General features: G+C 72.5%; 23 protein-coding genes. 9 read left to right on the top strand and 14 right to left on the bottom strand.

What is annotated here, in order from left to right:
• Positions 1-45: 45 nt before the first annotated feature.
• From K2F47_RS01420 to K2F47_RS01410, 3 genes are all read right to left on the bottom strand, one after another.
• Positions 46-1296: a cation:proton antiporter gene (locus K2F47_RS01420; protein ID WP_242900817.1), complete on the bottom strand. Its 1251-nt coding sequence runs from the start codon at positions 1294-1296 to the stop codon at positions 46-48.
• Between the two features lie 125 nt (positions 1297-1421).
• Positions 1422-2810: an RCC1 domain-containing protein gene (locus K2F47_RS01415; RefSeq protein WP_242900816.1), complete on the bottom strand. Its 1389-nt coding sequence runs from the start codon at positions 2808-2810 to the stop codon at positions 1422-1424.
• Positions 2807-3718 (bottom strand): hypothetical protein, encoded by a 912-nt coding sequence (locus K2F47_RS01410; RefSeq protein WP_242900815.1) that lies wholly within the window; start codon positions 3716-3718, stop codon positions 2807-2809. The genes K2F47_RS01415 and K2F47_RS01410 overlap by 4 nt, the downstream gene beginning before the upstream one ends.
• A 268-nt stretch (positions 3719-3986) precedes the next feature.
• Here K2F47_RS01410 and K2F47_RS01405 point away from each other — a divergent pair, with 268 nt between their 5' ends.
• On the top strand, positions 3987-4367 hold the full coding sequence (locus K2F47_RS01405) for a VOC family protein (protein ID WP_242900814.1): 381 nt from the start codon (positions 3987-3989) through the stop codon (positions 4365-4367).
• Positions 4368-4459: 92 nt separating this feature from the next.
• On the opposite strand, the gene K2F47_RS01400 is transcribed toward K2F47_RS01405, so the two are convergent.
• On the bottom strand, positions 4460-5239 hold the full coding sequence (locus K2F47_RS01400; protein ID WP_242900813.1) for an SDR family NAD(P)-dependent oxidoreductase: 780 nt from the start codon (positions 5237-5239) through the stop codon (positions 4460-4462).
• Between the two features lie 144 nt (positions 5240-5383).
• Between K2F47_RS01400 and K2F47_RS01395 the strand changes: the two genes are divergently transcribed.
• Together K2F47_RS01395 and K2F47_RS01390 are read left to right on the top strand one after the other, a co-directional pair.
• Positions 5384-7504 (top strand): MMPL family transporter, encoded by a 2121-nt coding sequence (locus K2F47_RS01395; protein WP_242900812.1) that lies wholly within the window; start codon positions 5384-5386, stop codon positions 7502-7504.
• 154 nt (positions 7505-7658) lie between these two features.
• A complete protein-coding gene (locus K2F47_RS01390; protein WP_242900811.1) occupies positions 7659-9077 on the top strand; it encodes a nucleotide disphospho-sugar-binding domain-containing protein in 1419 nt (472 codons plus the stop codon).
• 34 nt (positions 9078-9111) lie between these two features.
• Here the strand turns inward: K2F47_RS01390 and K2F47_RS01385 are convergent, their stop codons facing one another.
• From K2F47_RS01385 to K2F47_RS01370, 4 genes are all read right to left on the bottom strand, one after another.
• Complete coding sequence (locus tag K2F47_RS01385) at positions 9112-9831, bottom strand: DUF6084 family protein (protein WP_242900810.1); 720 nt, start codon at positions 9829-9831, stop codon at positions 9112-9114.
• Positions 9828-10292, bottom strand: coding sequence for a NifU-related iron-sulfur-binding protein (locus K2F47_RS01380; RefSeq protein ID WP_242900809.1), 465 nt, complete (start codon positions 10290-10292; stop codon positions 9828-9830). Before K2F47_RS01380 ends, K2F47_RS01385 begins: the two co-directional genes overlap by 4 nt.
• Complete coding sequence (locus K2F47_RS01375) at positions 10289-10492, bottom strand: hypothetical protein (RefSeq protein ID WP_242900808.1); 204 nt, start codon at positions 10490-10492, stop codon at positions 10289-10291. The genes K2F47_RS01380 and K2F47_RS01375 overlap by 4 nt, the downstream gene beginning before the upstream one ends.
• A 93-nt stretch (positions 10493-10585) precedes the next feature.
• Positions 10586-11524, bottom strand: coding sequence for an SDR family NAD(P)-dependent oxidoreductase (locus tag K2F47_RS01370; RefSeq protein WP_242900807.1), 939 nt, complete (start codon positions 11522-11524; stop codon positions 10586-10588).
• A 102-nt stretch (positions 11525-11626) separates the two neighbouring features.
• Here K2F47_RS01370 and K2F47_RS01365 point away from each other — a divergent pair, with 102 nt between their 5' ends.
• Entirely contained in the window at positions 11627-12475 is an 849-nt protein-coding gene (locus K2F47_RS01365; RefSeq protein WP_242900806.1) for a helix-turn-helix domain-containing protein, read from the top strand.
• On the opposite strand, the gene K2F47_RS01360 is transcribed toward K2F47_RS01365, so the two are convergent.
• Positions 12472-12921 (bottom strand): lamin tail domain-containing protein, encoded by a 450-nt coding sequence (locus K2F47_RS01360; RefSeq protein WP_242900805.1) that lies wholly within the window; start codon positions 12919-12921, stop codon positions 12472-12474. The two genes, K2F47_RS01365 and K2F47_RS01360, sit on opposite strands and share 4 nt — an antisense overlap.
• A 248-nt stretch (positions 12922-13169) precedes the next feature.
• Here K2F47_RS01360 and K2F47_RS01355 point away from each other — a divergent pair, with 248 nt between their 5' ends.
• From K2F47_RS01355 to K2F47_RS01335, 5 genes are all read left to right on the top strand, one after another.
• Positions 13170-13703 carry a 2,4'-dihydroxyacetophenone dioxygenase family protein gene (locus K2F47_RS01355; RefSeq protein ID WP_242900804.1) on the top strand — a complete coding sequence of 178 codons (534 nt, stop codon included), beginning with the start codon at positions 13170-13172 and terminating at the stop codon, positions 13701-13703.
• Between the two features lie 74 nt (positions 13704-13777).
• Complete coding sequence (locus K2F47_RS01350; protein ID WP_242900803.1) at positions 13778-15058, top strand: MFS transporter; 1281 nt, start codon at positions 13778-13780, stop codon at positions 15056-15058.
• Positions 15055-16077, top strand: coding sequence for a 2,3-butanediol dehydrogenase (locus K2F47_RS41195; RefSeq protein ID WP_242900802.1), 1023 nt, complete (start codon positions 15055-15057; stop codon positions 16075-16077). The genes K2F47_RS01350 and K2F47_RS41195 overlap by 4 nt, the downstream gene beginning before the upstream one ends.
• The gene (locus K2F47_RS01340) at positions 16074-16823 is read left to right on the top strand and encodes an SDR family NAD(P)-dependent oxidoreductase (protein WP_242900801.1); all 750 of its coding nucleotides are present in this window, start codon (positions 16074-16076) and stop codon (positions 16821-16823) included. The genes K2F47_RS41195 and K2F47_RS01340 overlap by 4 nt, the downstream gene beginning before the upstream one ends.
• 55 nt (positions 16824-16878) lie before the next feature.
• Positions 16879-17817, top strand: a complete 939-nt coding sequence (locus K2F47_RS01335; protein WP_242900800.1) for a helix-turn-helix domain-containing protein — start codon at positions 16879-16881, stop codon at positions 17815-17817.
• On the opposite strand, the gene K2F47_RS01330 is transcribed toward K2F47_RS01335, so the two are convergent.
• The 5 genes from K2F47_RS01330 to K2F47_RS01310 all read right to left on the bottom strand — a co-directional run bounded on the left by K2F47_RS01330 (position 17814) and on the right by K2F47_RS01310 (position 24244).
• On the bottom strand, positions 17814-19469 hold the full coding sequence (locus K2F47_RS01330; protein ID WP_242900799.1) for a sulfatase-like hydrolase/transferase: 1656 nt from the start codon (positions 19467-19469) through the stop codon (positions 17814-17816). The two genes, K2F47_RS01335 and K2F47_RS01330, sit on opposite strands and share 4 nt — an antisense overlap.
• Before the next feature lie 89 nt (positions 19470-19558).
• Positions 19559-21163 carry an ABC transporter permease gene (locus tag K2F47_RS01325; protein WP_242900798.1) on the bottom strand — a complete coding sequence of 535 codons (1605 nt, stop codon included), beginning with the start codon at positions 21161-21163 and terminating at the stop codon, positions 19559-19561.
• Entirely contained in the window at positions 21160-22113 is a 954-nt protein-coding gene (locus tag K2F47_RS01320) for an ABC transporter ATP-binding protein (protein WP_242900797.1), read from the bottom strand. Before K2F47_RS01320 ends, K2F47_RS01325 begins: the two co-directional genes overlap by 4 nt.
• Positions 22114-22192: 79 nt before the next feature.
• Positions 22193-22858 carry a TetR/AcrR family transcriptional regulator gene (locus tag K2F47_RS01315; protein ID WP_242900796.1) on the bottom strand — a complete coding sequence of 222 codons (666 nt, stop codon included), beginning with the start codon at positions 22856-22858 and terminating at the stop codon, positions 22193-22195.
• Positions 22859-22963: 105 nt separating this feature from the next.
• Entirely contained in the window at positions 22964-24244 is a 1281-nt protein-coding gene (locus K2F47_RS01310; protein ID WP_242900795.1) for an ArsB/NhaD family transporter, read from the bottom strand.
• Positions 24245-24290 lie beyond the last annotated feature (46 nt).

Raw genomic sequence — 24290 nt, 5'->3', positions numbered from 1 at the left:
TCAGCCGCCGCGCTTCCGCGCGGCGGCTGAGGTGTTCCGTGCTGATTACGGAGCCGAGGTCGTCTCCAGCGGCGGCGCCGTCCGGACGCCGCGCTCCGGGGTGAGGACGGCCAGCAGCGGCCCGGTAAGGAACGTCGTCACGAGCGCCATCAGCACGAGCACCGTGAACAGCTCGGCGTTGATGACCCCCGCCTCCAGCGCCACGTTGAGCGCGATCAGCTCGGTCAGCCCCCGCGCGTTCACCAGCGCGGCGACGACCGCCGACTCGCGCGGCCGCAGCCCGTTGAGCCGCGCGCCGAGGTAGCCGGGGACGAGCTTGCCCGCGATCGCGACGAACAGGATCACCGCCAGCAGCGCGAGCGCGCCGCCGTCCACCGTGCCGATGTCGAACGACAGCCCGGTCGTGACGAAGAACAGCGGCAGCAGCAGGCCGGCGCTCTGCTCCATCGGCTCCAGGATCTCGGCGTCGGGCACCCCGTCGCGGCGCGGCATCGCGAGGCCCGCGACGAAACCGCCGAACACCGGGTGCAGGCCCATCCGCGACGTCGCCCACGCCGCGGTGAGCGCGAGGACGAGCGCGAGCGGCAGATGGGTCGCGGGCAGCGCGCGCGGCCGGTCGATCCAGCGCGCCGCCAGCGGGCGCACCACCCCGAACATGGCCGCGAGGAACACCACGAGCATCGCCAGCGTGACCGGCCACGGCCGGTCGGACGCGTGGCCCGTCCCGGCGAGCGCGGCGGCGAGCAGCAGCCAGGCGCCCGCGTCCATGAACCCCGCTGCGGCCATCGACACCGTCCCCGGGACCGTTCCCGCGATGCCCCGCTCCCGGACGATCGCGGCCAGCACCGGAAGCGCGGTGATCGAGGTCGCCACCGTCAGGAACAGCGTGAACGAGTGCGTCCCCGCGTGGCGCGGGTCGACGTTCGCGAACGTGCCGTCGAACAGCGACAGCGCCGCCAGCGTCAGCGCCATCGGCGTCACGAGCGCGAGCACCCCGACCGTGAGGGCGCTGCGGCCCTCCCGCCGCAGCAACCGGAAGTCGATCTCATAGCCCGCCACGAACATGAAGATGACGATGGCGATCTGCGCGAGGACGTTGAGAAAGGGCTGTACCTCCCCGGGGAAGAAGCGGGACGTCGGGTCGCCCGGAAAACGTCCGAGCAGGGTCGGCCCGAGCGCGATCCCGGCGAGGATCTGGCCGAACACGGTCGGCTGGCCGAGCCTGCGCGCGGCCGCGCCCAACAGGGTGGACGCGGCCACGATCAGGGCGACGTCACCGATCACGATGGTGGTCACCGTCTCCGTCCGCACGGGTCAGTTCCGTCCGGTCATCTCTTGAATTCCCTCCGGCAATTCATTTCGGGCGGCCCTTCATTTCGAGCGGGACTCAGTTCGGGCGGCGCTTCAGTTCGGGCGGCGCTTCAGTTCGGGCGGCGCCGCGTCGCCAGGAAGGCGAGGAAGACCACCACGGCGAGGCCGGCCAGGCCGATCCCGGTCAGCGTTCCGGTGGAGAGCCCGTCGTCGTCCGAGTCGTCCTTCGCGTCGCTGTTCGCGGCGGCCGGGTGCACGCCGTGATGCGCCGGGGCGGCGGCGAGGCCGACGACCGAGCCCGGCGTGGGGTTGAGCGGCTTCATGGTGCCGTTGCCGAGCTGACCGGCCGCGTTGAGGCCCCAGCAGTCGATGGAGGAGTCCCGGTAGGCGACGCAGGTGTGCAGGCCGCCCCCGACGACGAACATGGGGTTGAGCCGGAAGTTGCGCACCTGCACGGGCTTGGAGGCGTTCTTGGTCGTCCCGTTGCCGAGCTGGCCGAAGTTGTTCTGCCCCCAGCACCACATCGTGTTGTCGGCGAACACCGCGCAGGTGTGGTAGCCGCCGGCGACGAGCTGGGTGGGATTGCGCTCCAGGCCGACGACCGGCCTCGGCACCAGGGAGAACTTGGTGGAGCCGGTGCCGAGCTGCCCGTACTTGCCCTCGCCCCAGCACCAGGTCGAGCCGTCCTTCTCCAGCGCGCAGATGTGGTAGTTCCCCGCCGTCAGCCGGACGGGGGTCGAGGGCAGCCCCTTCACCTTCACCGGCTTCGGCGAGCCGAGGCTCTTGGTGCCGTTGCCCAGCTCACCCTCCTCGTTGTGCCCCCAGCACCAGGTGGACCCGTCCTTGAGCACGCCGCAGGTGTTCCAGACGCTGGACACGAGCTGCGCGGGCGGCGACGGCAGCCCCTTGACCTCGACCGGCACCTTGGAGCCGGTGGTCAGCTCGCCGTTGCCCAGCTCGCCGTACTTGTTCTGCCCCCAGCACCAGGTGGTGTCGTTCTCGTAGGTGACGCACGCGTGGTCGCCCCCGACCGTCAGCAGGCGGACCTTGCCGGTCAGCGCCTTGACCGTGATGGGGCGGTTGGAGTTGGTGAGCGTGCCGTCCCCGAGCTGCCCGTACTTGTTCATGCCCCAGCACTGGACGGTCCCGTCCCCGAGCAGCGAGCAGTTGTGGACGGCGCGCGACAGCGTCGTCGTGGGCGCCGACGCCAGGCCCTTGACCTCGACGGGCTTCGGCGACGGGGCGTTCAGCCCGTTGCCCAGCTCGCCGTACTGGTTGTCGCCCCAGCACCGCATGGTCTTGCCGCCGAACATGGCGCAGGTGTGGGCGGCCCCCGCGGTCAGTGCGGTGACCTCCTCACCCGCCGGAACAGCGGCGGCGGGGGCCCGGGCGGCCTGGACGGGCGTGGCGGCTTGGACGGGCGTGAACGACGACGCCGCCGCCAGCGCCGCGAGCAGTCCCAGCCATGCCAGGAACAGGGTCGAACGTGGCCTTTTCACTTGTCCTCCGGGGATCGTGAGACTCGGGATGTCCCGGGCGCCGAGGAGGGCGGCTCGCCCGTCCCGGGTCCGGTGGCGCGGCGGCGGAGGCGGACGCCGGTGACGCCGAGGGCGACCACCACCAGCAGGCCGGCGGCCGCGATCAGGAACCAGCCCGTGCCGTCCGAGTCGCCGGACGCGTCGTCATGCGCGTGCGCGGCGGCGGCCTGCGGCGCCGGGGCGGTGGGCGCGGTGGCGGGCGCGGTCGCGGTGTCGATGCCGGAACCGTTGTGCTGCCGCTCGAAGTGGAAGGTCCCCGTCTCGGGACGGCTGTCCACCCACGTGAACGTCACCACGTACCACTCGCCGATCAGCGCGCCGTTCGCGTCGAGCGGGAACGTGTGCCGCCCTCCGCCGGGCTTCGCGCACAGCGCGCCCAGCAGGTACGTGCCCGAACGCAGCTGCGTCCGGGTGATCGGGATGCTGGTGCGGCCGTCCTGCGTCCACTGCGTGTCGAGCTTCATCGGACCGCCGGTCCGCAGGTCGCCGAGCGAGCGGTACCACAGGGACGAGCCGTCCGGCATGTTCCGGGTCTCGCGGGGGTCGATGCTCCCGTTGGGCTCGCCCTGCGGGATCGCCATCTCGATCGGCACGACCAGCGGCGACCACTTCGTCACCCCCGCGGGGCAGTGCAGCGCCGAGCCGTCCACCATCGTCAGGCCCATCTCCGGGACGTTCCCGCGCTCGGTCGTCGGCCGCACCCCCGGCAGCGCCAGGGCCGGGGGCGCGCCGGTCGCGAGCAGCGTCAGCACGGCCAGCGCGCCCGCCACCACCGCCCCGGCACCGCGCGCGGCCCGGCCTCCGGCCCATCCGCGAAAGCACACCCTCATGGACACCACCCCCAGCTCGGGGCCGCCGGTGACCAGCACTGCGTCACGCTGGGCTCTCGACCGACGGCGCATAAAGGCCCTGTGTAGGACTCATGCTGGTGGCCCGCGCCCGGCGCCGCTTCTCCCCAAATGCGACCTCGGTTCCGGCCGCCGGACGCGCAGGTCAGAGCGCGCGAGCCGGACAGGGGGTGCGTTCGCATGACAGTGCCGGGCACAACGTGATTGGCTGAGCCGGCGCCGATCCGGCCGACCGGATCGGCGCTCCGTGTGAGGAAAACAATCGCGTTGGCGAAAGGACGTCCGGCCCATGGAACTCAGGCTCGAACTGCTGCCGATCCCCGTATCCGACACCGATCGGGCGATCGCCTTCTACTCCGAGAAAGCCGGATTCGAACTGGACCACGACATCAATCCCGGCGGCGGCATGCGGATCGTGCAGATGACGCCGCCCGGCTCGGCCTGCTCGATCGGCTTCGGCGACGGCTGGGTCGGCACCCCGCCCGGCTCGATCCAGAACCTGCACCTCGTCGTCGACGACATCCACGCCGTCCACGCCGAGCTGTCCAAGCGCGGCGTGGAGATCAGCGAGATCCAGAACATGGGCGCTCCCGGGAAGCCCGCCGTGTACTACGCCTACTTCGCGGACCCCGACGGCAACAGCTGGGCCCTCCAGCAGATGGGCAGCTGAACCCCGAACCCCCGCCGGCACGCGGTGCCGGCCAGGGTCCACGGGACGCCGTTCCCCCGTCTCGTGGACCCTGGAACCACCGCCCCACAGGGTCAGACGAACATCTGGGTGGCGTTGGTGAAGGTGCCGGTGATGGCGGACGCGCGGTCGGACGCCAGGAACACCGCCACCTCGGCGACCTCGGCCAGTGAGGGCGAGCGCTTGAGGATGCGCATGCCGTCCAGGTTGTCGATGATGCCGCGGAGCGCCGAGTCGTCCACGCTCATCTCGCCGTTGACCGAGCCGAGCAGTTCCGGCGTCAGCGTCTCGGGGATGCCCGCCGCCCACAGCCCGAGGACGCGGATTCCGCTCGCCCCGACCTCCTGCGCGAGGTTGCGGATGTAGGCGTCGATCGCCGCGTCGGCCGGACCGGTGCTGCCCATCATGGGGCTCCCGTGGGCCGAGCCGCTGTTGAAGGCGAGGATCACCCCGGAGCCCTGCTCGGTCATGTGCCGGACGGCGGCCCGCGACGTGATGAACGTCGTGGTGATCCCCTTCGTGATGGCCCGGGTGAAGTCGGCCGTCGCCATCGAGGCGAGCGGCATGCCCTGCGCGTCGCCCCGGTTGACGAGGTTGAGCGAGATGTGCAGGCCGCCCCGGTCGGCGACGGAGCGGGCGTGCGCGTCGACGGCGTCCTCGTCCATCGCGTCGACGACCGCCGCCTCGGCCAGGCCGCCCTCGTCGGCGATCTGTTTGGCCAGCCGGTCGAGCTTGTCCCGGGTGCGTCCGGTGAGGAAGACGTGGGCGCCCTCGCGCGCGAAGGCCTTCGCGATGCCCGTGCCGACCGCGCCACCGGCCCCGTAGATGATCGCGTTCTTGCCGTTGAGCATCATGTTTCTCCTCCATCGTGTGTGCCGACTGTTGAGACGGACGGGTCCCGCGAAGCTCACCGTCCGGACCCGCGGTGAGTTTTCCATGGGGGCGCCGTCATACAGGTACCGCCGACCGCGGAGCCTTCACTGATGTCAGGAGCTCGGATGGACAGAACACTTGGAATCACCCGGTTCGTGAGCGGGCGGCGCAGCAAGTGGGTCGTCCTCGTGGTCTGGTTACTGCTGACGATGGCGGTGGCCGGTCCGCTGGCGGGCAAGCTCACGGGCGCCGAGGACAACGACTACACCCAGTGGCTGCCGGGCAACGCCGAGGCCACCAAGGTTTTGGAATTGCAGAAGAAGTTCCAACCCGGCGACAACGTGCCGGTGGTCGTGGTCTACGAGCGCGCGTCGGGGATCACGGCGGCCGACCGGGCCAAGGCCGCCGCGGACGTGCAGGCGTTCACCAAGGACGAGGGCGTCCTCAACCGGATCGTCGGGCCGACGCCGTCCACCGACGGCAAGGCGTTGCAGACCGTCGTGCCGATCCAGATGGGCTCGGACGGCGCCACCAAGATCGTCAAACGGGTGGACGGGGTGCGCGACACGGCGGGTCCCGGCGCGAACGGGCTCGCGGTGCACATCACCGGGCAGGGCGGCTACCTGGCCGACACCACCGACGCGTTCTCGGGCCTGAACTCGACCCAGCTGCTGTTCACGGTGCTCGCGGTCGTGATCATCCTGCTCTTCGCGTACCGGAGCCCGGTCCTGTGGATCCTGCCGTTCCTGTGCGCGATGCTCGCGCTGACCAGCGCGCAGGCGTTCATCTACCTGCTGGCCGAGCACGCCGGGCTGACCGTGAACGCGCAGGACACCGGGTTCCTGCTGGTGCTGGTGTTCGGCGCCGGCACCGACTACGCGCTGCTGCTGCTGTCGCGCTACCGCGAGGAGCTGGCGCGGCACGAGGACCGGCACGAGGCGATGGCGATCGCGCTGCGCCGCGCCGCCCCGGCGATCATCGCGAGCGCGGCCACCGTCTCGGTCGGGCTGCTGTGCCTCCAGTTCGCGCAGATGAACAACACCGCCGGGCTCGGCCCGGTGCTGGCGATCGGCATCGTCGTCGGCCTGATCGTGACGCTGACGCTGATGCCCGCGCTGCTGGTGATCTTCGGTCGGTGGATCTTCTGGCCGGTCAAGCCCCAGGTCGCCGCGTCCGAGGCGACCAGCGCCCGGCTGTGGGCGCGGATCGGGGGACGGATCGCGACGCGTCCGAGGGCGATCTGGATCGGCACCGCGCTCATCCTCGGCGTCCTCGCCCTCGGCAACCTCCAGCTGAACAACAGCGGCCTTGAGCAGCAGGACGCGTTCACCAACGACCAGCCCTCGGTGACCGGCCAGGAGGCCCTCTCCCGGCACTACCAGGCGGGCCAGCAGGGCCTGCCGGTCGTGGTGATCGGCAACGCGGGCGCGGCGCAGGAGCTGCGGCAGACGCTGAGCTCCTCGGACGGGATCGCGTCGGTGAACACGCCCGTGACCAAGGACGGTCTGGTCTACATGGAGGGCACGCTGAAGGCGCAGCCCGACAGCGACGCCGCGCTGACGACGGTCTCGCGGCTGCGGACCGCCGTCCACGCGATCGACGGCGCGGACGCCCGGGTCGGCGGCCAGACCGCGCTGACCAAGGACACCAACAGCGCCTACGACCACGACACGAAGCTGCTGATCCCGCTCGTGCTGGCGGCGGTCATGCTGATCCTCGTCCTGCTGCTGCGGGCGCTGGTGGCGCCGCTGGTGCTGATCGCCACCGTCGTCCTGTCGTACGCGGCGGCGATCGGCGTGAGCGCGGTGCTGTTCAAGAGCGTGTTCGGGTTCGAGGCGACCGACACCTCGTTCCCGATGCTGGTGTTCGTGTTCCTCGTGTCGCTCGGCGTGGACTACAACATCTTCCTCATGACCCGGGTGCGCGAGGAGGCGCGCACGCACGGCACCCGGCAGGCCACGCTGACCGGGCTCACCGCGACCGGCGGCGTGATCACCTCGGCCGGGCTCGTGCTGGCCGCCACGTTCGCCGTCCTCACGACCGTGCCCGTCGTCTCGTTCGTCGAGATGGGCACGGCGGTGGCGCTCGGCCTCCTGCTCGACACCTTCATCGTGCGGTCGGTGCTCGTGACCTCGCTGACGATGGACATCGGCCGCCGGATCTGGCTGCCCAGCGCGCTCGCGAAACGCGAGGAGGCCCCCTCCCGGGACGTGGAGACGAACCTGGAGCCCGCGCCCAGAACCTAGACCACTCCCCTCCCCCTGAGCTCCGGGGCGGCCTCGGCGACGAGGCCGCCCCGGAGCGATTTCCGGGTGCGTTTCGCTGAGCAATCCATGAGGTGCAGGAGACGCGCGCCCGGGCGGACGATGCTCGTGACCGCCAGTGTCCGAAGGAGATCCGATGCGCGTTCTGTTCACCATCTACCCCAACTCGCTCGCGCACCTCTACCCGATCGTGCCGCTCGCGTGGGCACTCCAGAGCGCCGGCCACGAGGTCCGGGTCGCCTCGCACCACAGCGCCGCCGAGCAGATCATCAGCACCGGCCTGTCCCCCGTCCAGCTCGGCGACACCGATGTCGCCGAGGTGCGCCTCACCGACGAGGCCAACCCGCCGAAGACGCCGGAGGAGGTCGACCGCTACACCGGCCCGCTCGGCCTGGACGACCGGGAGCGCGAATTCTGGATCACCTTCTACCAGTACCTGTTCGTGCCGATGTCGGACTACGTCCGGGTCGACCGGTCCGAGGCGGAGCACCTCGTCGACTTCTGCCGCGCGTGGAAGCCGGACCTGGTGCTGTGGGACGTGACGGTCCCGGCGGGCGCGGTGGCGGCGCGGGCCTGCGGCGCGGCGCACGCGCGGCTCTGCAACGGCGAGGACGTCCTCGCCTACAGCCTGGAGAAGCTCGCCGAGCGCGAGGCGCAGGTCAGGGCCGCCGGCCTCGACCCGAACCCGCTCGCGACCCTGCTCTCGCCGCTGGCCGAGAAATACGGCATGGAGATCGACAAGAACCTGCTGCTCGGCGACTTCACGGTGGACACGATCCCCGACGGCATGCAGCTCCCGGCCAACATCACGCGGGTGCACATGCGGCACATCCCGTACGCGGGCGCGCAGGAGTTCCCGGAGTGGCTGCGCGAGCGGCCGGAGCGGCCCCGGGTGGCGATGTCGCTGGGCGAGTCGACCCGCCGGTTCGTCCGCGGCGACTGGGACCGCACCCCCAAGATCATGAAGGCGCTGGACGGCCTGGACGTCGAGGTCGTGGCCACGCTGAACGACCTCCAGCTCGACGGCGTCGAGAAGATCCCCGAGAACGTCCGGCAGATCGAGTGGGTGAACCTGACCCACCTGCTGCCGACCTGCTCGGCGATGATCCACCACGGCGGCATCGGGACGTACTCGGCGGCGGTCCCGGCGAAGGTCCCGCACCTGGTGTGCGACATCGAGGGCGAGTCGCTGATGCTGAAGCCCGTCCAGGAGCAGGACGCCTCGCGCACCGGCACGCTGCTGCCCGGCCTGGAGATCGGCAAGCGGGAGGACCGGGAGGCCGACGGCCCGCCGCCGGTGTTCGAGCTGCCCGCCAAGAAGGTCGAGGCGACGCCGGTCTCGAACTTCGTCATCTCCAAGGGCTCGGGCGCCCGGCTGGACCACCGCGCCCAGTCCGTCGAGGAGATGCGCGAGCTGATCCGCACGGTCGCCACCGACGAGTCCTACAAGCGCGGCGCCGAGGCGGTCCACGAGCAGTGGCTCGCGACGCCGAGCCCCGCCGACGTCGTGGTCACCCTGGAGCGGATCGCCGCCGAGCGGCGCGGGCGCGCCTGAAGAGGGTTCCGGCCGGCCGGTGGACGGGACGGCGTCACCGCGTCCACCGGCGCCGGCCCTCGCCCCCGTGCCCGGCCTCGCGCCTAGGCACGCGCCTAGGCTCGTGCCTGGCCTCGGGCTCGGCGACGCGCAGCAGCTCGTCCACCGCGTCGTCGAAGGTCGCGAGCGCCCGCCGCGCCCGGTAGGCGGCGAGCCGGTCGAAGCGGTCCTCGTCCAGACGCAGCCAGCGGGCCGAGCCGTAGTAGCGGTCCATGAGGTCGCGCCACAGGCCGATCGTCAGCTCCCCCGTCGCCTGGTAGTGCCAGGAGATCTGCCGGGTGCGCAGCGCGCCGTCCGCGTCGGGGTAGAAGACCGTGCCGCTGAACGACAGGTCGATGGGCACGTCCCCGTCCCGCAGCGCGTTCAGATACTGGTCGGCGGCGACCTGCATGTCGTGGCCGCACGGCAGCCCGAGCGTCAGCTTCGTCGCGCCCCGGAACGCCGGGACGGTCGCGGTGATCCGCGCCCAGGTCAGCCCGTGCAGCGACCGGTCCCACAGCTCCGGCGCGCCGAACACGCCCGCGAGCCGGTCCTGGTCCTCCCCGTCGTAGCCGCGCCGGGCCGCCGCGATGCTCACCACCGTCGTCAGCAGCACGCACTGGACGGGCCCGCCGTCCGCGCGCCGCAGCCTGACCACCAGGTTCAGCGTCGGCGTCGCCGCGCACCGCTCGGGCTCGATGCCGAGCAGGTCCAGCGCCAGGTCGGGAGCGCTCACGGCGCGGGCCCGGGCGAGCGCACCTCGACCCGCTCCAGCTCGGGCGCCGCCGCCCGCACTGCCCGCACGACCGCGTCGGCGACCGGCGCGGGCACCTCCCCGCCGGCGGCCCCCTCGCCGGCCACGACCAGCTCCACGGTCGCCGCGTCGATGCCCGCGACCTCGGCCCGCGCGCGGTGCCCGGCGAGGAAGGCCTCCATCGCGCCGAGCGCCCGCCCGACCCGCACCTCCGGCGGGTCGGGATGCAGGCCGTGCGCCATCAGCAGGTGGCCGATCAGCTCGTCACCGGTCAGCGCGCCGTCCGCGCCCGCGTTCGCCGCGATGCGCTGCACCCGCTCCAGCGCCTCGCCGTACAGCTCCACCAAAGCCCGGACGGTCCGCGCCGCGTGCGCGTCCAGCCCCGCGAGCAGCCCCTCCACCTGCCGGACGTGCTCGCGGACCCGCGCGTCGTCCCAGCTCATCGGGTGATCGACCGCAGCGCGCGGACGAACGGCCCGTACGAGCGCAGCACCCCCGACGGGTCGCCGCAGGCGCACTCACCGCGCGGCGCCGGGCCCGGCGGAGCGTCCGCGGCGTCCTCGCCCTCTCGGCTCGTTCCCTCGGACGTCCACAGGGCGTTTCCCTCGTCCACCCCGGACGCCGTCGGCGCGGCGCTCGCCATCGGTCCCCTCCCACCGGACAGGTCGGCGTTTCCGTCTCTCGGGGGGTCGATCTCCCCCTGCCCAGCGGAAACTCCGTAAAACACCCCGCGATCTCAGGTGAGGTCCTCGGAGAGGGACCAGAGCCGGTCGGCGTTAGCGGGGTCCAGGGCGTAGGGGAGGTAGTGGCCGGTCGGGGGGTCGCCGGTCCCGGTCCAGGGGGTGCCGATGGCGCAGTTGTCGAGGTACCGGCCGCCGACGCCGTCCAGCTCGGAGGCGACGGCGGCCCAGACGGAGGTGGCCGCGCCCTGCTCGGGGGTCTTCCAGCCGCGCCGGTCGGGCACGCCCGACCAGCCCATGTCCGCCAGTACCTCCTGCGGGATGTGGCGTTGCAGGCCCGTCATGATCGCGCCGGGCATGACCGCGTTGGCGGTGATCCCCTCCGCCGCGTGGCGGGCGGTGAGGCCGACGGCGAACAGGGCGTTCGCGGTCTTGGACTGGCCGTAGGCCTGCCACGGGTCATAGGGGCGGCGCTCGTAGTTGGGGTCGTCGAAGTCGACGTCGCCGCGCCGGTGCGCGCGCGAGGACAGCACGACCACGCGCGCGCCCCCGGCGGCGCGGAGGGCGGGCAGCAGTCCGGCCGTGAACGCGAAGTGCCCGAGGTGGTTGACGCCGAACTGGGACTCGAACCCGTCGGCGGTCCGGGTCAGCGGTGTGGCCATGATCCCCGCGTTGTTGACCAGGATGTGCAGCGGCCTGCCGGTCTCGACGTGGCGGCGGGCCCAGCCGGTGACGGACGCGAGCGAGCCGAGGTCCAGCGGGCGGAACACCACCTCGCTCCCGGTCTCGGCGCGCAGCTTCGCCGCCGCGGCCTCGCCTGCGGCGGGGTCGCGGCTCGCGATCACCACGCGGGCACCGGCGGAGGCGAGGGCGCGGGCCGTCTCCAGGCCGAGGCCGGACGCCCCGCCCGTCACGATCGTCTCCTTGCCGGACAGGTCGTGCTCGGCGATCACGTCCATGGCGGTCGAGCCCGCCCCGAAGGTCGTAGAGGTCATGCCGCCGAGGCTGGACCATCCGGCGCCGGAGCGTGAGGGCCCCCGCGTTCCTGGCAGTGACAGGGTCACCCAGGCGGGGTTCGGTGCTGGGAGACTGGGGCCGTGTCGAGTGAGCTCGGCGTGTTCCTGCGCGCCCGCCGTGCCCGCGTCCGGCCGTCCGAGGTGGGGCTGCCGCCGGGCCCCGGCGCGCGCCGGACGCCCGGTCTGCGCCGCGAGGAGCTGGCGGCGCTCTCCGGCGTGAGCATCGACTACTACATCCGGCTCGAACAGGGCAAGGAGACCAACCCGAGCGGCGCCGTCCTGGACGCGCTGGCCCGCGCGCTGCGGCTGGACGAGGAGGAGCACGCCCACCTCTACGCGCTGGCCGACCACGCGGCCCGCCGGACGCCCCCCGGACGCGGCGCCGCCGACCGGACGCTCCGCCCGTCGGTGCGGCTGCTGCTGGAGAACATCCGGCCGTGCCCGGCCTACGCGCTGTCGCGCACCGGCGACGTCCTCGCGGCCAACCCGGAGGCCCTCGCGCTCTACGCGGGCCTGGCGGACTGGCCGGAGGAGCGGCGCAACACCGTCCGGTACGTGTTCCTGCACCCGGCGGCGCGCGGCCTCCTCGCCGACTGGGACCGGTCGGCCGCCGGGTGCGTCGCGAACCTGCGCGGCGTCGCGGCGTCCGACCCCGAAGCCCCCGACCTGGCCGCCCTGGTGGACGAGCTGGACGCGCGGAGCCCGGAGTTCGCGGCCCTGTGGCGGCGCTACGACGTCCGGCACCGGCGCGGCGAGGAGAAGGTCTTCCACCATCCCGAAGTGGGAGACCTGACCCTGCACGTGGAGTCCCTGCGCCTCACCGGCACCGGACAGCGCGTCACGATCTACCAGGCGTCGCCCGGTTCCCCGTCCCACGACGCCCTGGCGCTGCTGTCCATGGCCGCCGGGACGGGGCGGACCGTCCGCTAGCAGTACTTGCTGGACCCCTTGCTGCCCCACGAGCACGAGTCGGCCGTGCTCCCGTTCGGGTAGCGGAGGTAGGCGGTGTCGCCGTTGTTGTTCCAGACGTACGAACCGCGGCCCCAGTAGCGGTGCGTCGCGGTGTTGCGGCCCTTGCCCGTGTGGACGTAGACCGACTTGCGGCCGCCGAGGGTGAACGACCCGAAGGTGTAGGTGTAGCCGGTCTTGTCCCGGAGCTTGTAGCCCTTCAGCTGCCGCGACGACTTGGAGGTGTTGTAGAGCTGCACCCACTCCCCGTTCAGCGAGGAGTTCGAGCGGGTGTCCTTGCCCGGCGAGTCGTAGTAGACGCGGTGGATCTGCACCGCGCTCGCGGCCTCCGCCGGTGCGGCGGCCAGCAGCGCCGCTCCGGTCGCTCCGGCGATGGCGACGGCCCCCATGACGACGATTCTCTTCACCCCGTGGGTCCCTTCTGTAGGAGATCCCCAGATTTACCGGTAAGTGGTGATCGGTACCGGGTTATCGCGGGTCATGGCCATGTGCGGGCCCGATGGCAACCGGCGGAGGGGCTGGCGCGTCGCCGGATCATGGACGCCCGGGTCAAGCCCGGGTCATGTCTTGGATGTGCAAACCGTGGCGTCTGCCACACGAAAGACGGGACCCCGCGCGACGGGGTTCACTCGCCGCAACGAGAGGAGCCGTTCACATGCCTGAAACCCCTGGTTCGGAGTTCTGGAAGAACCTCAAGCCGATCGAGAACTCGTTCAAGCCCGACGCGCTGCCCGAGGTGTACCTGAGCAACGTCGCGACCGACGACGACCGGTACTACGTGCCGTTCACCGACACGGTCGGGTCCCGGCCGCTGTGGATCAACGTCAAGGACAACACCTGGTCCGACATCCTGCGGTCCAAGGAGGCCGGGCTCGTCAACCGGCACTACCACCCGCACGAGGTGTTCGCCTACACGATCTCCGGCAAGTGGGGCTACCTCGAGCGTCCCTGGACCGCCACCGCCGGCGACTTCGTCTACGAGGCGCCCGGCGAGGGCCACACGCTCGTCGCCTACGAGCACGAGGAGCCGATGAAGACGCTGTTCATCGTCAAGGGCCCGCTGATCTGGCTGGACGAGAACGGCGAGACCGAGGGCTTCTTCGACGTCCACGACTACATCGACATGTGCCGCAAGCACTACGACAAGGTCGGGCTGGGCGCGGACTACGTCAACTCGCTGTTCCGCTGACGGCTGTTCGCTGAGAACGGGCCCTGGGGCGCCGGCACCGGGCCGGGCCCCCTGAGAAAAACCTGGACCCAGACATGACCCAGATCCTGACGCGCACGGCGCGTGGGGCGGCCGACCGGTACGAGAACCGGCTGCTGCTCATCCTGTTCCTGGCGTTCGGCTTCGTGTTCTTCGACCGGCAGGCGCTGGCGTTCCTCGCGCCCTACATGGACGACGACTTCGGGCTGTCCAACTCCCAGCTCGGCATCCTGTCCGGGGTGCTGGCGCTGACCTGGGCGCTGGCCGGGATGTTCGCCGGAAGCCTGTCGGACCGGCTGGGGCGGCGCAAGCCGATCCTGGTCGGCGCCGTGCTGCTGTTCTCGGTGTTCTCCTCCGCGTCCGGGCTGATGACCGGGTTCGTCGGGCTGCTGGCGGCGCGGGCGCTGATGGGCACCGCCGAGGGCGCGGTGCTCCCGATGTCGCAGTCGATGATGGTGGAGGCGTCCCGGGAGTCGCGGCGCGGCCTGAACATGGGCCTGCTCCAGGGTTCCTCGGCGGGCCTGCTCGGCGGGATCGTCGCGCCGGTCGTCGTGGTCTGGATGGCCGACACGTTCGGCTGGCGGACGGCGTTCTTCGTCACGATCGTCCCTGGCCTGCTCGTCGCCGCGCTGATCGCGAAGTTCGTCCTGGAGAAGCCGCCGGTGGACCGGGAGGACGCCGAGACCGCCGCGGCCGCCAGGGCCGCCAAGGCCGCGCCGAAGGTGCCGGTCAAGGAGGTCCTGAAGCTGCGCAACGTGGTGATCTGCATGCTGATCGCCCCGTGCTACCTCACCTGGTTCGTCACGCTGATCACCTTCACGCCCAAGTACCTCACGGACGAGAAGGACTGGAGCTCGGGCACGATGAGCGCGGTCATGACCTGCCTCGGCGTCGCCTGGGTGGTCTGGGGCTTCGCGACGCCGGGGATCTCCGACCGGATCGGGCGCCGGCCCGCGCTGATCGGGTTCACCGCGCTCGCGGTGGGCTGCCCGATCGCGGTCGTGTACGTGGGGAGCCCGTGGCTGCTCGGCGGCCTGATGATCCTCACCTACACCGGCCTCGGCTGCTTCACGCTGTTCATGGCGACGATCCCGGCCGAGACCGTCCCGCGCGCGGCGCTCGCCACCGCGCTCGGCGTGATCATGGGCGTGGGCGAGCTGGCGGGCGGGTTCCTCGGTCCGCTGGTGGCGGGCTGGGCGTCCGACACCTGGGGGCTCCAGGCGGCGATGTTCATCGCGGCGGGCGGCGCCGCGCTGGTCGTCGCGCTGTCGTTCGGGCTCCGCGAGACCGCCCCGGCGGTCCTGCGCCGCTCGGGGAAAGCGGAGGTGACCGCGTGAAGGCGGCCGTCTGGTACCAGGCCCGGGACGTGCGGGTGGAGGACGTCCCGTCCGCTCCCCCGGGGCCCGGGGAAGTCGCGATCACGGTCGCGTACTGCGGGATCTGCGGCAGCGACCTGCACGAGTACGCCGACGGGCCGCACGCCATCCCGGTCGGGGAACCGCACCCCGAGTCGGGACGGCGCGCCCCGCTGACGCTCGGCCACGAGTTCAGCGGGACGGTCGCGGAGGTCGGCCCCGGCGTCGAGGGGTTCTCCCCCGGCGACCGGGTCGCGGTCGAGCCGCACTACCGGTGCGGCGACTGCGCCCGCTGCCGCGCGGGCGAGTACAACCTGTGCGACCACTTCGGGTTCGCCGGGCTGATGGGCGACGGCGGGCTCGCCGAGCGGGCCGTCGTGCCGTCCTACATGCTGCACCGGCTGCCGGACAACGTCTCGCTGGAGCAGGCGGCGGTCTTCGAGCCTGCGGCCGTGGCGCTGCACGCCATCCGGCGCTCCGGGCTGGTTCCCGGAGAGAGTGTCGCGGTCGTCGGGCTGGGGCCGATCGGGCTGCTGATCGTCCAGCTCGCCGCCCGGTACGGGGCGGGACGCGTCGTCGCGTCCGACCCGTCGGAGAAGCGGCGCGACCTCGCGGTGCGGCTCGGCGCGACCGAGGCCGTCGGCGTCGGGGCGCTGCCGTCCGGCGACGCCGACGTGGCCTTCGAGGCCGTCGGCACCGAGGGGACGCTGCGCGACAGCCTCGCCGCCACCCGGCGCGGCGGCCGGGTCGTCCTCGCCGGGCTCGGCGGGACGTTCGCGTTCGACGCGTTCGCGCTGGTCAACAACGAGCAGTCGATCATCGGGACGGTCGGCTACCGGGACGTCCACCCCGAGCTGATCCGCCTCGCCGCCGAGGAGGGGATGGACTTCACCCCGATCGTGACCTCGACCGTCCCGCTCGCCGACGTCGTCGCGGGCGGCTTCGAGACCCTGCTGGGCGCGGGCTCCAAGGAGGAGATCAAGGTGCTGGTGCGGCCATGACCAACGACACCGAAGGCCTCGCGCCCGGGCTGTTCGCCGAGCGGCGGGTGTTCGTGACCGGCGGGACGTCCGGGATCGGCGCGGCGACCGCCGTGCTGTTCGCCGAACTGGGCGCCGAGGTGACGGCGCTCGGCCTGCGTCCCGCCGACGAGAAGGAGCTGCCCGGGCACCCGGCGGTCCGCGTCGTCGAGCACGACGTGCTGGACGGCGGCGGCCTGACCGGGCTGATCTCCGAGGCGGGACGGCTGGACGTCCTGGTCAACTGCGCGGGCGTCAGCCACGACCGCGACGAGTACGACCTGGAGCGCTGGCGGCGCGTCCTGGAGATCAACCTGACCGCCACCATGATCGCCTGCCAGGCCGCGCGGCCCGCGCTCGCGCGCGCCGAGGGCGGCGGGTCGATCGTGAACGTCTCCTCGATGTTCTCCTTCACCGGCAGCCGCGACCGGCCCGCCTACAGCGCGAGCAAGGGCGGGATCTCGCAGTTGACCAAGTCGCTGGCGGCCGAGTACGCGGCCGACGGCGTCCGGGTGAACGCGGTCGCGCCCGGGTTCGTGGTCACGCCGCTGGCCCGGGGCCTGCTGGACGACCCGCCCGCCGCCGAGGCCGTCCGCGCCCGGATCCCGGTCGGCCGCTACGGGCGGCCCCGGGAGATCGCCGCCGTGAACGCGTTCCTGTGCTCGCCCGCCGCGTCCTACATGACCGGCGCGGTCCTTCCGGTGGATGGAGGCTACCTGGCGGTATAGCCGTGAACAGGACATAGGCTCCTTTCAGGACCGCCCGCGCCCGGGAAGGAGCCCCATGCCGGCACCCGCACTGATGACCAGCCACGCGACCACCGAGGACATCGATCCGCGCGAACGGATCGGGTTCTGGGAGGAGTACAACCGCCGGGCTCTGGTCGGGCTGTCCTGCACCTCCTACTCCGAGCGCGGGCTGCTCGCCCGGCAGGCCAACTTCCAGCTCGGCGACGTGCGGCTGGCCGAGATAAGCGGCAACGCGCACGCCGTCGAGCGGACCCCGCAGGTCGCCAAGGACGCCCCGAAGGACTCGGTGTTCGCGACGCTGCTGGTCAAGGGCGAGGCGGTGTTCCTGCACGAGCACGGCTGCCTGTCGGCCACCGCCGGCGACCTCGTCGTCTACGACACGCGGCGGCCCTACCTGTTCGGGTTCTCCTCGTCCATGCGGCAGTTCCTGGTCGACATCCCGCGCGAGCTGTTCGTCGAGGAGTGCATGGCGGGCGGGGTGCCCGCGCCGATGCTGTTCGGCCGCGGGACGGCCCGCGAGGGCGAGCTGGTCGTGGCGCTGCGCTCCGTCCTGGAGAACCCGGGCGAGGGCGCGCGCGGCACGGTCCTGGACCTGATCAAGCTGCTGGCCGCCGGACGCTCGGGCGGCCGCCCCGCGCCCGCCGCCTACCAGACCCAGCTGATCATCGCCGAGGACTACATCGAGCGGCACCTGCACGACGCCTGCCTCACCCCGGGCCAGGTCGCGGGCGTGATGGGGGTGTCGGTCCGGCACCTCGGACGGATCTTCGAATCGGCCGGGACGACCCCGGCCCGGCACATTCTGGAGCGCCGCCTCCAGCACGCCCACGACGACCTCACCGCCCCGGGCGCCGCCGCGACGACGATCGCGGACGTCGCCTACCGGTGGGGCTTCTCCAGCCAGGCGCACTTCGCCCGCCACTTCCGCGCCCGCTTCGGCCGCACCCCCACCGAGGCCCGCGCCGGTCTCTAACCGCCGAACGCGGTGAGGAAGCGGTCGCGGAAGGCGCTCATCGGCCAGACCGGGGCGTGCGGGCCGGGACGCAGGCCGTCCTGCCAGCCCCAGCCCGAGATCCTGTCGAGGACGCGGGGGTCGCGGGCGACGATCGTGATCGGCACGTCCCGTCCGGCGCCGGGCCCGGTGATCGTGGCCGCGGGCTGGTGGTCGCCGAGGAAGACCATCACCAGGTTCTCGTCGCCGTAGGTCTTCGCGTAGGAGATCAGGCTGTTCAGCGAGTACTCGATCGACTTCCGGTACTCGGTGCGGATGTGCGCGGGCCACGGCGGGTTCTCGTCGGTGACCATGGGCCGGTAGACCGACCCGTCGCCGACGGCGTTCCAGTCGACCATCCTCGGGATCGACGCCCACGGCGCGTGGCTCGACACCAGCGCCGACTCGACCATCACCGGCTCGGGCCGCGCGCGCTCGGACCGCTGGATCGCCGACAGCGTGAACTGGTCGGGCATCGTCGCGTAGCTGAACCGGGGACCGCGGTAGCCGATGTTCCGCGAGTCGTAGACCTTGTCGTAGCCGAAGAAGTGGCCCTCCGGCCAGGCGCGGACGTTCGCGGGCATCGCGGCGGCCGTCCGCCACCGGGCCCGCTGGAACGCGCGGTTCAAGGTCAGCCGATCGCTGCCGACGAGCGTCCGGTACCGCTGCTGGTTGTCGATCCACAGCCCCGACAGCAGCGTCGCGTGCGCGAGCCAGCTCCCGCCGCCCGCCGTCGGCGAGGTCAGGAACCCGCTGCGGGACGAGAGCCCCGCATCGCGGAGCTGCTTGCTCCCGGCGTCGAGGACGGCGTCGACCTGCGGCGCGAACTGGGGATCTTCGATCGCGTCGCGCCCGTAGCTCTCGACGTAGGCGAGCACGACGTCCTTGCCGCGCAGGCCGGTCAGCAGCCGGTCGCCCGGGGTGTCGCGGAAGGCGTCCACGGCGGCCTGCTTGGCGAAGACCTGCTCGTCGCGCAGGCTCGTCCGGACCTCGCGGGCGTGGTCGTAGGCGAGGGCTGCCGCGCCGCCCGACGCCACCGGCACGCCCGGGACGAGCTGCGCGCCGAGCGCCGCGCAGGCCAGCCACGCCGTCCCGGCGACCCCGGCGCCCGCGAGCGTCTCCCGCCGGTGCGCGGACGCCAGCCGCGCCAGCCGCAGGACCGCGAGCGTCATGGACGCGAGTACCGCGACCGCGAGGACGATCACTCCGATCACCGCCGCGACCGCCCCGGCGCGGCCGAGCGAGGCGTCCAGGAACTCGACGGCGGGCCTGAGCAGCACCCAGTCCAGGACGAGGTCGAACGGCCGGACGAGCACCGCGTCGAACCCCACGTCCAGGACCTTCACGATGGTCAGCAGCCCGAGCGCGGCCCCGGCGGCCGCCGCCGTCGCCTTCCGCGCCCTTCCCGGCAGGACGGCGAGGACGGCCGCGCCGACCACCGCCTCCGCCGGGACCCGGACGAGGGCTCCGGGTGTCAGCCGCGCGAACTCGTCCGGGACGACGAGCGCGAGGTACACCAGCGCGCCCGCCAGGCCCGTGACGAACCAACCCAGGACGCGGCGCTCCTGTCCAGGCGCGGGGGGTGCGTCCGCCGCCGGTGGCCTGGTCTCCAGGCCGTCGTCCGTCGTCGTCACCGTGCCCCCCGCCGTGCCGCGTCGCCCCTCCCTACCCTCTCTTGTACGTCCGGAGCCCGCATCCGGTTCACCCGGACACGCCGAGGGCGTCAGCCGAGCGCGAGGTCCCGGCGGCGGAAGGCGGCCAGCCCGGCCGCCCCGAGCGCCGCCGCGACCGCGAGCAGCCAGGCCAACGGGGTCGCGCTGAACTCGTGCCCCGGCAGCTTCGGGACGTGCGTGAACGGCGAGATGTCCAGCACAATCTGGGCGAGGTCCAGCGACGTCCCGAACAGCGTGATCACGGCGGCCACCGCGACCACGCCCCAGCCCGCGGCGCTGTAGCGGGGCGCCAGCCCGTAGATCGCCATCGCCGCCGCCGCGACCAGCCACACCGCCGGGAGCTGCGCCAGCGCCGCGCCGAGGACGCGCGGCACCTCGCGGCCGGGGTCGCCGTCGTCCACGCCGTGCGCCAGGCCCGCCGTCAGCCCGCCCACGGCCAGCACGGCGGCCGACCCGAGCAGCGTGAACACCAGGTGGCTGGCCGCCCAGCGCAGCCGTCCGACCGGGGTGGCCAGCAGCGGCTCGGCGCGCTGCCCGGACTCCTCGGCGCGCAGCCGCAGCGTCGCCGACACCGCGTAGGCCGCCGCGAACAGCCCGAGCATGCTCATCACCGAGGCGAAGTAGGCGTCCACGATCGCCGCCTGCCCGCCCAGCTTCGTGAAGATCTTCTCCAGGTCCGGGTTGTCGTCGACGAGCTCCTGGACGCTGCCCGCGACGCCGCCGTAGACGAGCCCGAGCGCCGCGAACCCCGCGAGCCACCCGTACAGCGCGCGGCTCTGCAACCGCCAGCCCAGCCCGAACGCCCCCCTCAGCCGGGGCGAGGCGTCGGGCGGGCCGAGCCTCGGCGGCATGATCCCGGCGCCGACGTCCCGCCGCGCCGACAGCGCCGAGGCCGCCGCGACCAGCACCGCCGTCAGCGCCGCCACGAGGGCGACGACCCACCAGCGCTCGCCCGCGTAGGGGCGGATGCGCTGCACCCAGCCGAGCGGCGACAGCCAGCCGAGCCAGGACAGCCCGTTCCCGGCGCCGCCGACGTCGGCGGCGAGCCTGACCGTGAACGCGGCGCCGAGCGCGGCGACCGACAGCCCCCGCGCGGCCCCGGCGCCCTCGGTGAGCTGCGCGGCCACGCCCGCGACCGCCGCGAACACGCACACCGCGAGGCCGAGCTCCAGCCCGAACGCCAGCGATCCGGCCACCGGCAGGCCCTGCGCGGCCATCCCGGCGGTGAGCAGCAGCGCGATCACCAGGCCCGCGGCGCAGGTGACCGCGAGCGCGGCGGCGAGCGCGGCGCCGCGTCCCACGGCGGTCGCGCCGAGCAGCTCGCGCCGCCCGGCCTCCTCCTCGGTCCGGGTGTGCCGGACGACGGTCAGCGACGCGAGCAGGCCCAGCATCACCGGAATGAACCCGGAGCGCTGCGCGACGATGCTCCCGAGCCCCGAGTCGAACAGCGGCCCGTAGAGCGCCAGGAACGTCGCGTTCGTCCCGCTCGTGTGGGCGTACTCGATCCGTTCGGCGGCCGTCGGGTACAGCTTGTCGGTCGCCGCCACGAAGTTGACCGGGACGAGCACCGCGACCAGCACCCACGCCGGCATCAGGTACCGGTCGCGCCGCAGGATCAGCCGGATCATCCCGCCGGTCCCCGCGAGCGCGGTCATGACGCGCGGCCTTCCCGGTCGGCGGACGCGGCGGCGTGCGCCGCCTCCTCCGCGGCGAGGTCGTCCTTGTAGTGGCGCAGGAACAGCTCCTCCAGCGTCGGCGGCCGGATCGACAGGCTCTGGACGCCGCCGTCGGCGAGCAGGCGGAGCACGCCGTCCAGCCGGGTCGTGTCGATCTCGCAGCGCACCCGGCCGCCGTCCACCCGCAGGTCGTGGACGCCCGGCAGGTCCGCGAGGCCGCCGGGCGAGTGCGCCAGCTCCGCGTCGATCGAGGTCCGGGTGAGGTGGCGCAGCTCGGCGAGCGTGCCGGTCTCGACCGCCGCGCCGTTCCGGATGATCGTCACCCGGTCGCACAGCGCCTCGACCTCGGAGAGGATGTGGCTGGACAGCAGGACCGTGCGGCCCCGGTCCCGCTCCTCCCGCACGCACTCCTGGAAGACCTCCTCCATCAGCGGGTCGAGGCCGGAGGTCGGCTCGTCCAGGATCAGCAGCTCGGCGCCCGACGACAGCGCCGCGACCAGGCCGACCTTCTGCCGGTTGCCCTTGCTGTAGGCGCGGCCCTTCTTGCGCGGGTCCAGCTCGAACCGCTCCAGCAGCTCGGCCTTGCGGCGCTTGTCGGTGCCGCCGCGCATGCGGCCGAGCAGGTCGATCACCTCGCCGCCCGACAGGTTCGGCCACAGCGTCACGTCCCCGGGGACGTAGGCGAGGCGGCGGTGCAGCTCGGTCGCGTCGCGCCAGGGGTCGCCGCCGAGGAGCCGGGCGGTGCCCGCGTCGGCGCGGAGCATGCCGAGCAGGACGCGGATCGTCGTCGACTTTCCCGCCCCGTTGGGGCCGAGGAAACCGTGGACCTCGCCGTTCCGGACGGTCAGGTCGAGGCCGTCGAGCGCGCGGGTTTGTCCGAATGTCTTGACCAGACCGCTCACGGATATGGGAATCGAGTCGGGGGTCACTCGTGCTCCTTGTCAGGGGTTCGACGGCACGCCGCGGCCGGCCCCGGCGCATGTTCAGCGGGGGCGGGGGGCGGCGTGCTCATCCGTTCGGCGGGTCGGAATCGGGGTCGTCTTCGGCGGCGGCGAGTTGCCGTATCGCGACGCGGGCCTGGTCGAGCAGCTCCGGCGAGAGCAGGACGTCGGAATGGACGTCGAGCGCCGCCAGCACGAGCCGCGGATATCCCTCCCGGGTCAGGGTGTTGGCGCCGAGGGCCCGCGAGAGATGGTGGTGCATCACGACGAGCGAGAAGCTGATCGCGGTCATGACGGCCGCGTATCCGTGCAGGTCGCCCGTGTTCGGCTTGGCCAGCCCCGGCAGGTCGCGTTGGAGCAGTTCCTCGCTGAGCGCGACCGCGTCGTCGAAGAACTTGTCGGCGGCCTTCGAGCCGTCCACCAGCGCACGCGCCAGGTACCGCTGGACGGGCATGCCCGCGCGGAACGCCACCTCCATGAACCCCGGGCTGCCGAGCCCGCCGCTCATCGCGTCCCGCTTGGTGGTGCGGAGGAGTTCGATGGCGTACTCGTCGCACGCCTGGCGCAGCGCCTCCTTCGTCCCGAAGTAGTGCTGGACGAGCGCGGGCGACACCTCGGCCGCCCGCGCGATCCCCCGGATCGTGGCGCCCCGCTCGCCGTGCTCGGCGAACTGCGCCAGCGCCGCGTCCCTGATCCGGATCCGCGCGGTCTCCTCGGACTCGTCCGTGCCCACGTCCACCAGCCTGTACAAGTGTTCAATAACTCGGCGACGGCGCCATCGTACGCTTGTACAGTGGGGCCGACAAGACGTCCTGAGAAATGGTTGTCGCGAGCCGGCTCAGAGATAGCGAAGCCACAGGTAGGGCACGCAGAGCGCGACCGTGACGAGCGTGACGACCAGTCCGTATTTGGTGAAGTACCAGAAGCTGATCGGGGCGCCGTTGCGGGCGGCGATGCCGAGCACCACCACGTTCGCGCTCGCGCCGATGGCGGTGGCGTTGCCGCCGAGGTCGGCGCCCAGCGCCAGCGCCCACCACAGCACGTGCCCCTCTGTCCCCGGCTGCTGCTGCACGAGGTCCGACACGATCGGGCTCATCGTGGCGACATAGGGGATGTTGTCCACGATCGCCGACAGCCCGGCCGAGGCCCACAGCAGCAGCATGGCCGCGAAGGCCGGACGCCCCTCGGTGGCGTCGGCGGCGGCACGTGAGACGTCGGCGATGACCCCCGTCTCGACCAGCCCGCCGACCATGACGAACAGCCCGGCGAAGAAGACCAGCGTGGGCCACTCGACCTCGTCCAGCGCCTGCTGGGTGGTGACCTTGGTCGCGGCGACCAGCAGCCCGGCGCCGAGCAGCGCCACGACCGACGGCTCGTAGTGCAGCACCGGATGCAGGACGAACGCGACGACCACGAGCGCCAGCACCGACAGCCCCTGCCAGAGCAGCCGCCGGTCGGTGATCGCCTCCCGCTCCTCCAGCTCCATGACCTCGGCGGCGAGCTCCGGGTCGTAGTGGAAGTACGCGCGGAACAGCCACCGGCACAGCACGCAGAACACGACCATCAGCAGCACGACGAGCGGCGCGAGGTGCACCAGGAAGTCGTTGAACGACAGCCCGCCCCGGCTGGCGATGATGATGTTGGGCGGGTCGCCGACGAGCGTCGCCGTCCCGCCGATGTTGGACGCCATGACCTCGGCGACCAGGAACGGCTCCACCCGCAGCGCGAGCCGCTCGCAGACGAGGAACGTGACGGGCGCGACCAGCAGCACGGTCGTGACGTTGTCCAGCAGCGCCGACGCCGCCGCGGTCAGCACGACCAGCATCACCATCAGCCGGTAGGGGCGGCCGCGCGCGCGTTTGGCCGCCCAGATCGCGACGTACTCGAAGACCCCGGTCCGCCGCAGCACCGAGACGATCACCATCATGCCGAGCAGCAGGAAGACGACGTTCCAGTCGACGCCGGTCTCCGCCGAGAAGAACGCGCCGTCCGCGTCGGTGATGTGCAGCAGCAGCATCAGCCCCGCGCCGCCGAGCGCGACCGCCGTCCGGTGGACCTTCTCCGACGCGATCAGCAGGTACGCGCCGATGAAGATCATGATCGCGGCTGTGGCGGCCAAGAGGCTCCCCTTTCCGAGGGGTCGCTGAACAGAACCGCCGACCAGC

The sequence above is a fragment of the Actinomadura terrae genome (assembly GCF_022751215.1).
GTDB classification, from domain to species: domain Bacteria; phylum Actinomycetota; class Actinomycetes; order Streptosporangiales; family Streptosporangiaceae; genus Spirillospora; species Spirillospora terrae.
This window is presented reverse-complemented; position numbering and strand designations above follow the sequence as displayed.

Coding starts and splice junctions, on each gene's coding strand:
- K2F47_RS01405 (WP_242900814.1), top strand. CDS start 3,987: ATGGAACTCAGGCTCGAACTGCTGCCGATCCCCGTATCCGACACCGAT.
- K2F47_RS01400 (WP_242900813.1), bottom strand. CDS start 5,239: ATGATGCTCAACGGCAAGAACGCGATCATCTACGGGGCCGGTGGCGCG.
- K2F47_RS01395 (WP_242900812.1), top strand. CDS start 5,384: ATGGACAGAACACTTGGAATCACCCGGTTCGTGAGCGGGCGGCGCAGC.
- K2F47_RS01390 (WP_242900811.1), top strand. CDS start 7,659: ATGCGCGTTCTGTTCACCATCTACCCCAACTCGCTCGCGCACCTCTAC.
- K2F47_RS01380 (WP_242900809.1), bottom strand. CDS start 10,292: ATGAGCTGGGACGACGCGCGGGTCCGCGAGCACGTCCGGCAGGTGGAG.
- K2F47_RS01375 (WP_242900808.1), bottom strand. CDS start 10,492: ATGGCGAGCGCCGCGCCGACGGCGTCCGGGGTGGACGAGGGAAACGCC.
- K2F47_RS01370 (WP_242900807.1), bottom strand. CDS start 11,524: ATGACCTCTACGACCTTCGGGGCGGGCTCGACCGCCATGGACGTGATC.
- K2F47_RS01355 (WP_242900804.1), top strand. CDS start 13,170: ATGCCTGAAACCCCTGGTTCGGAGTTCTGGAAGAACCTCAAGCCGATC.
- K2F47_RS01350 (WP_242900803.1), top strand. CDS start 13,778: ATGACCCAGATCCTGACGCGCACGGCGCGTGGGGCGGCCGACCGGTAC.
- K2F47_RS01340 (WP_242900801.1), top strand. CDS start 16,074: ATGACCAACGACACCGAAGGCCTCGCGCCCGGGCTGTTCGCCGAGCGG.
- K2F47_RS01335 (WP_242900800.1), top strand. CDS start 16,879: ATGCCGGCACCCGCACTGATGACCAGCCACGCGACCACCGAGGACATC.
- K2F47_RS01325 (WP_242900798.1), bottom strand. CDS start 21,163: ATGACCGCGCTCGCGGGGACCGGCGGGATGATCCGGCTGATCCTGCGG.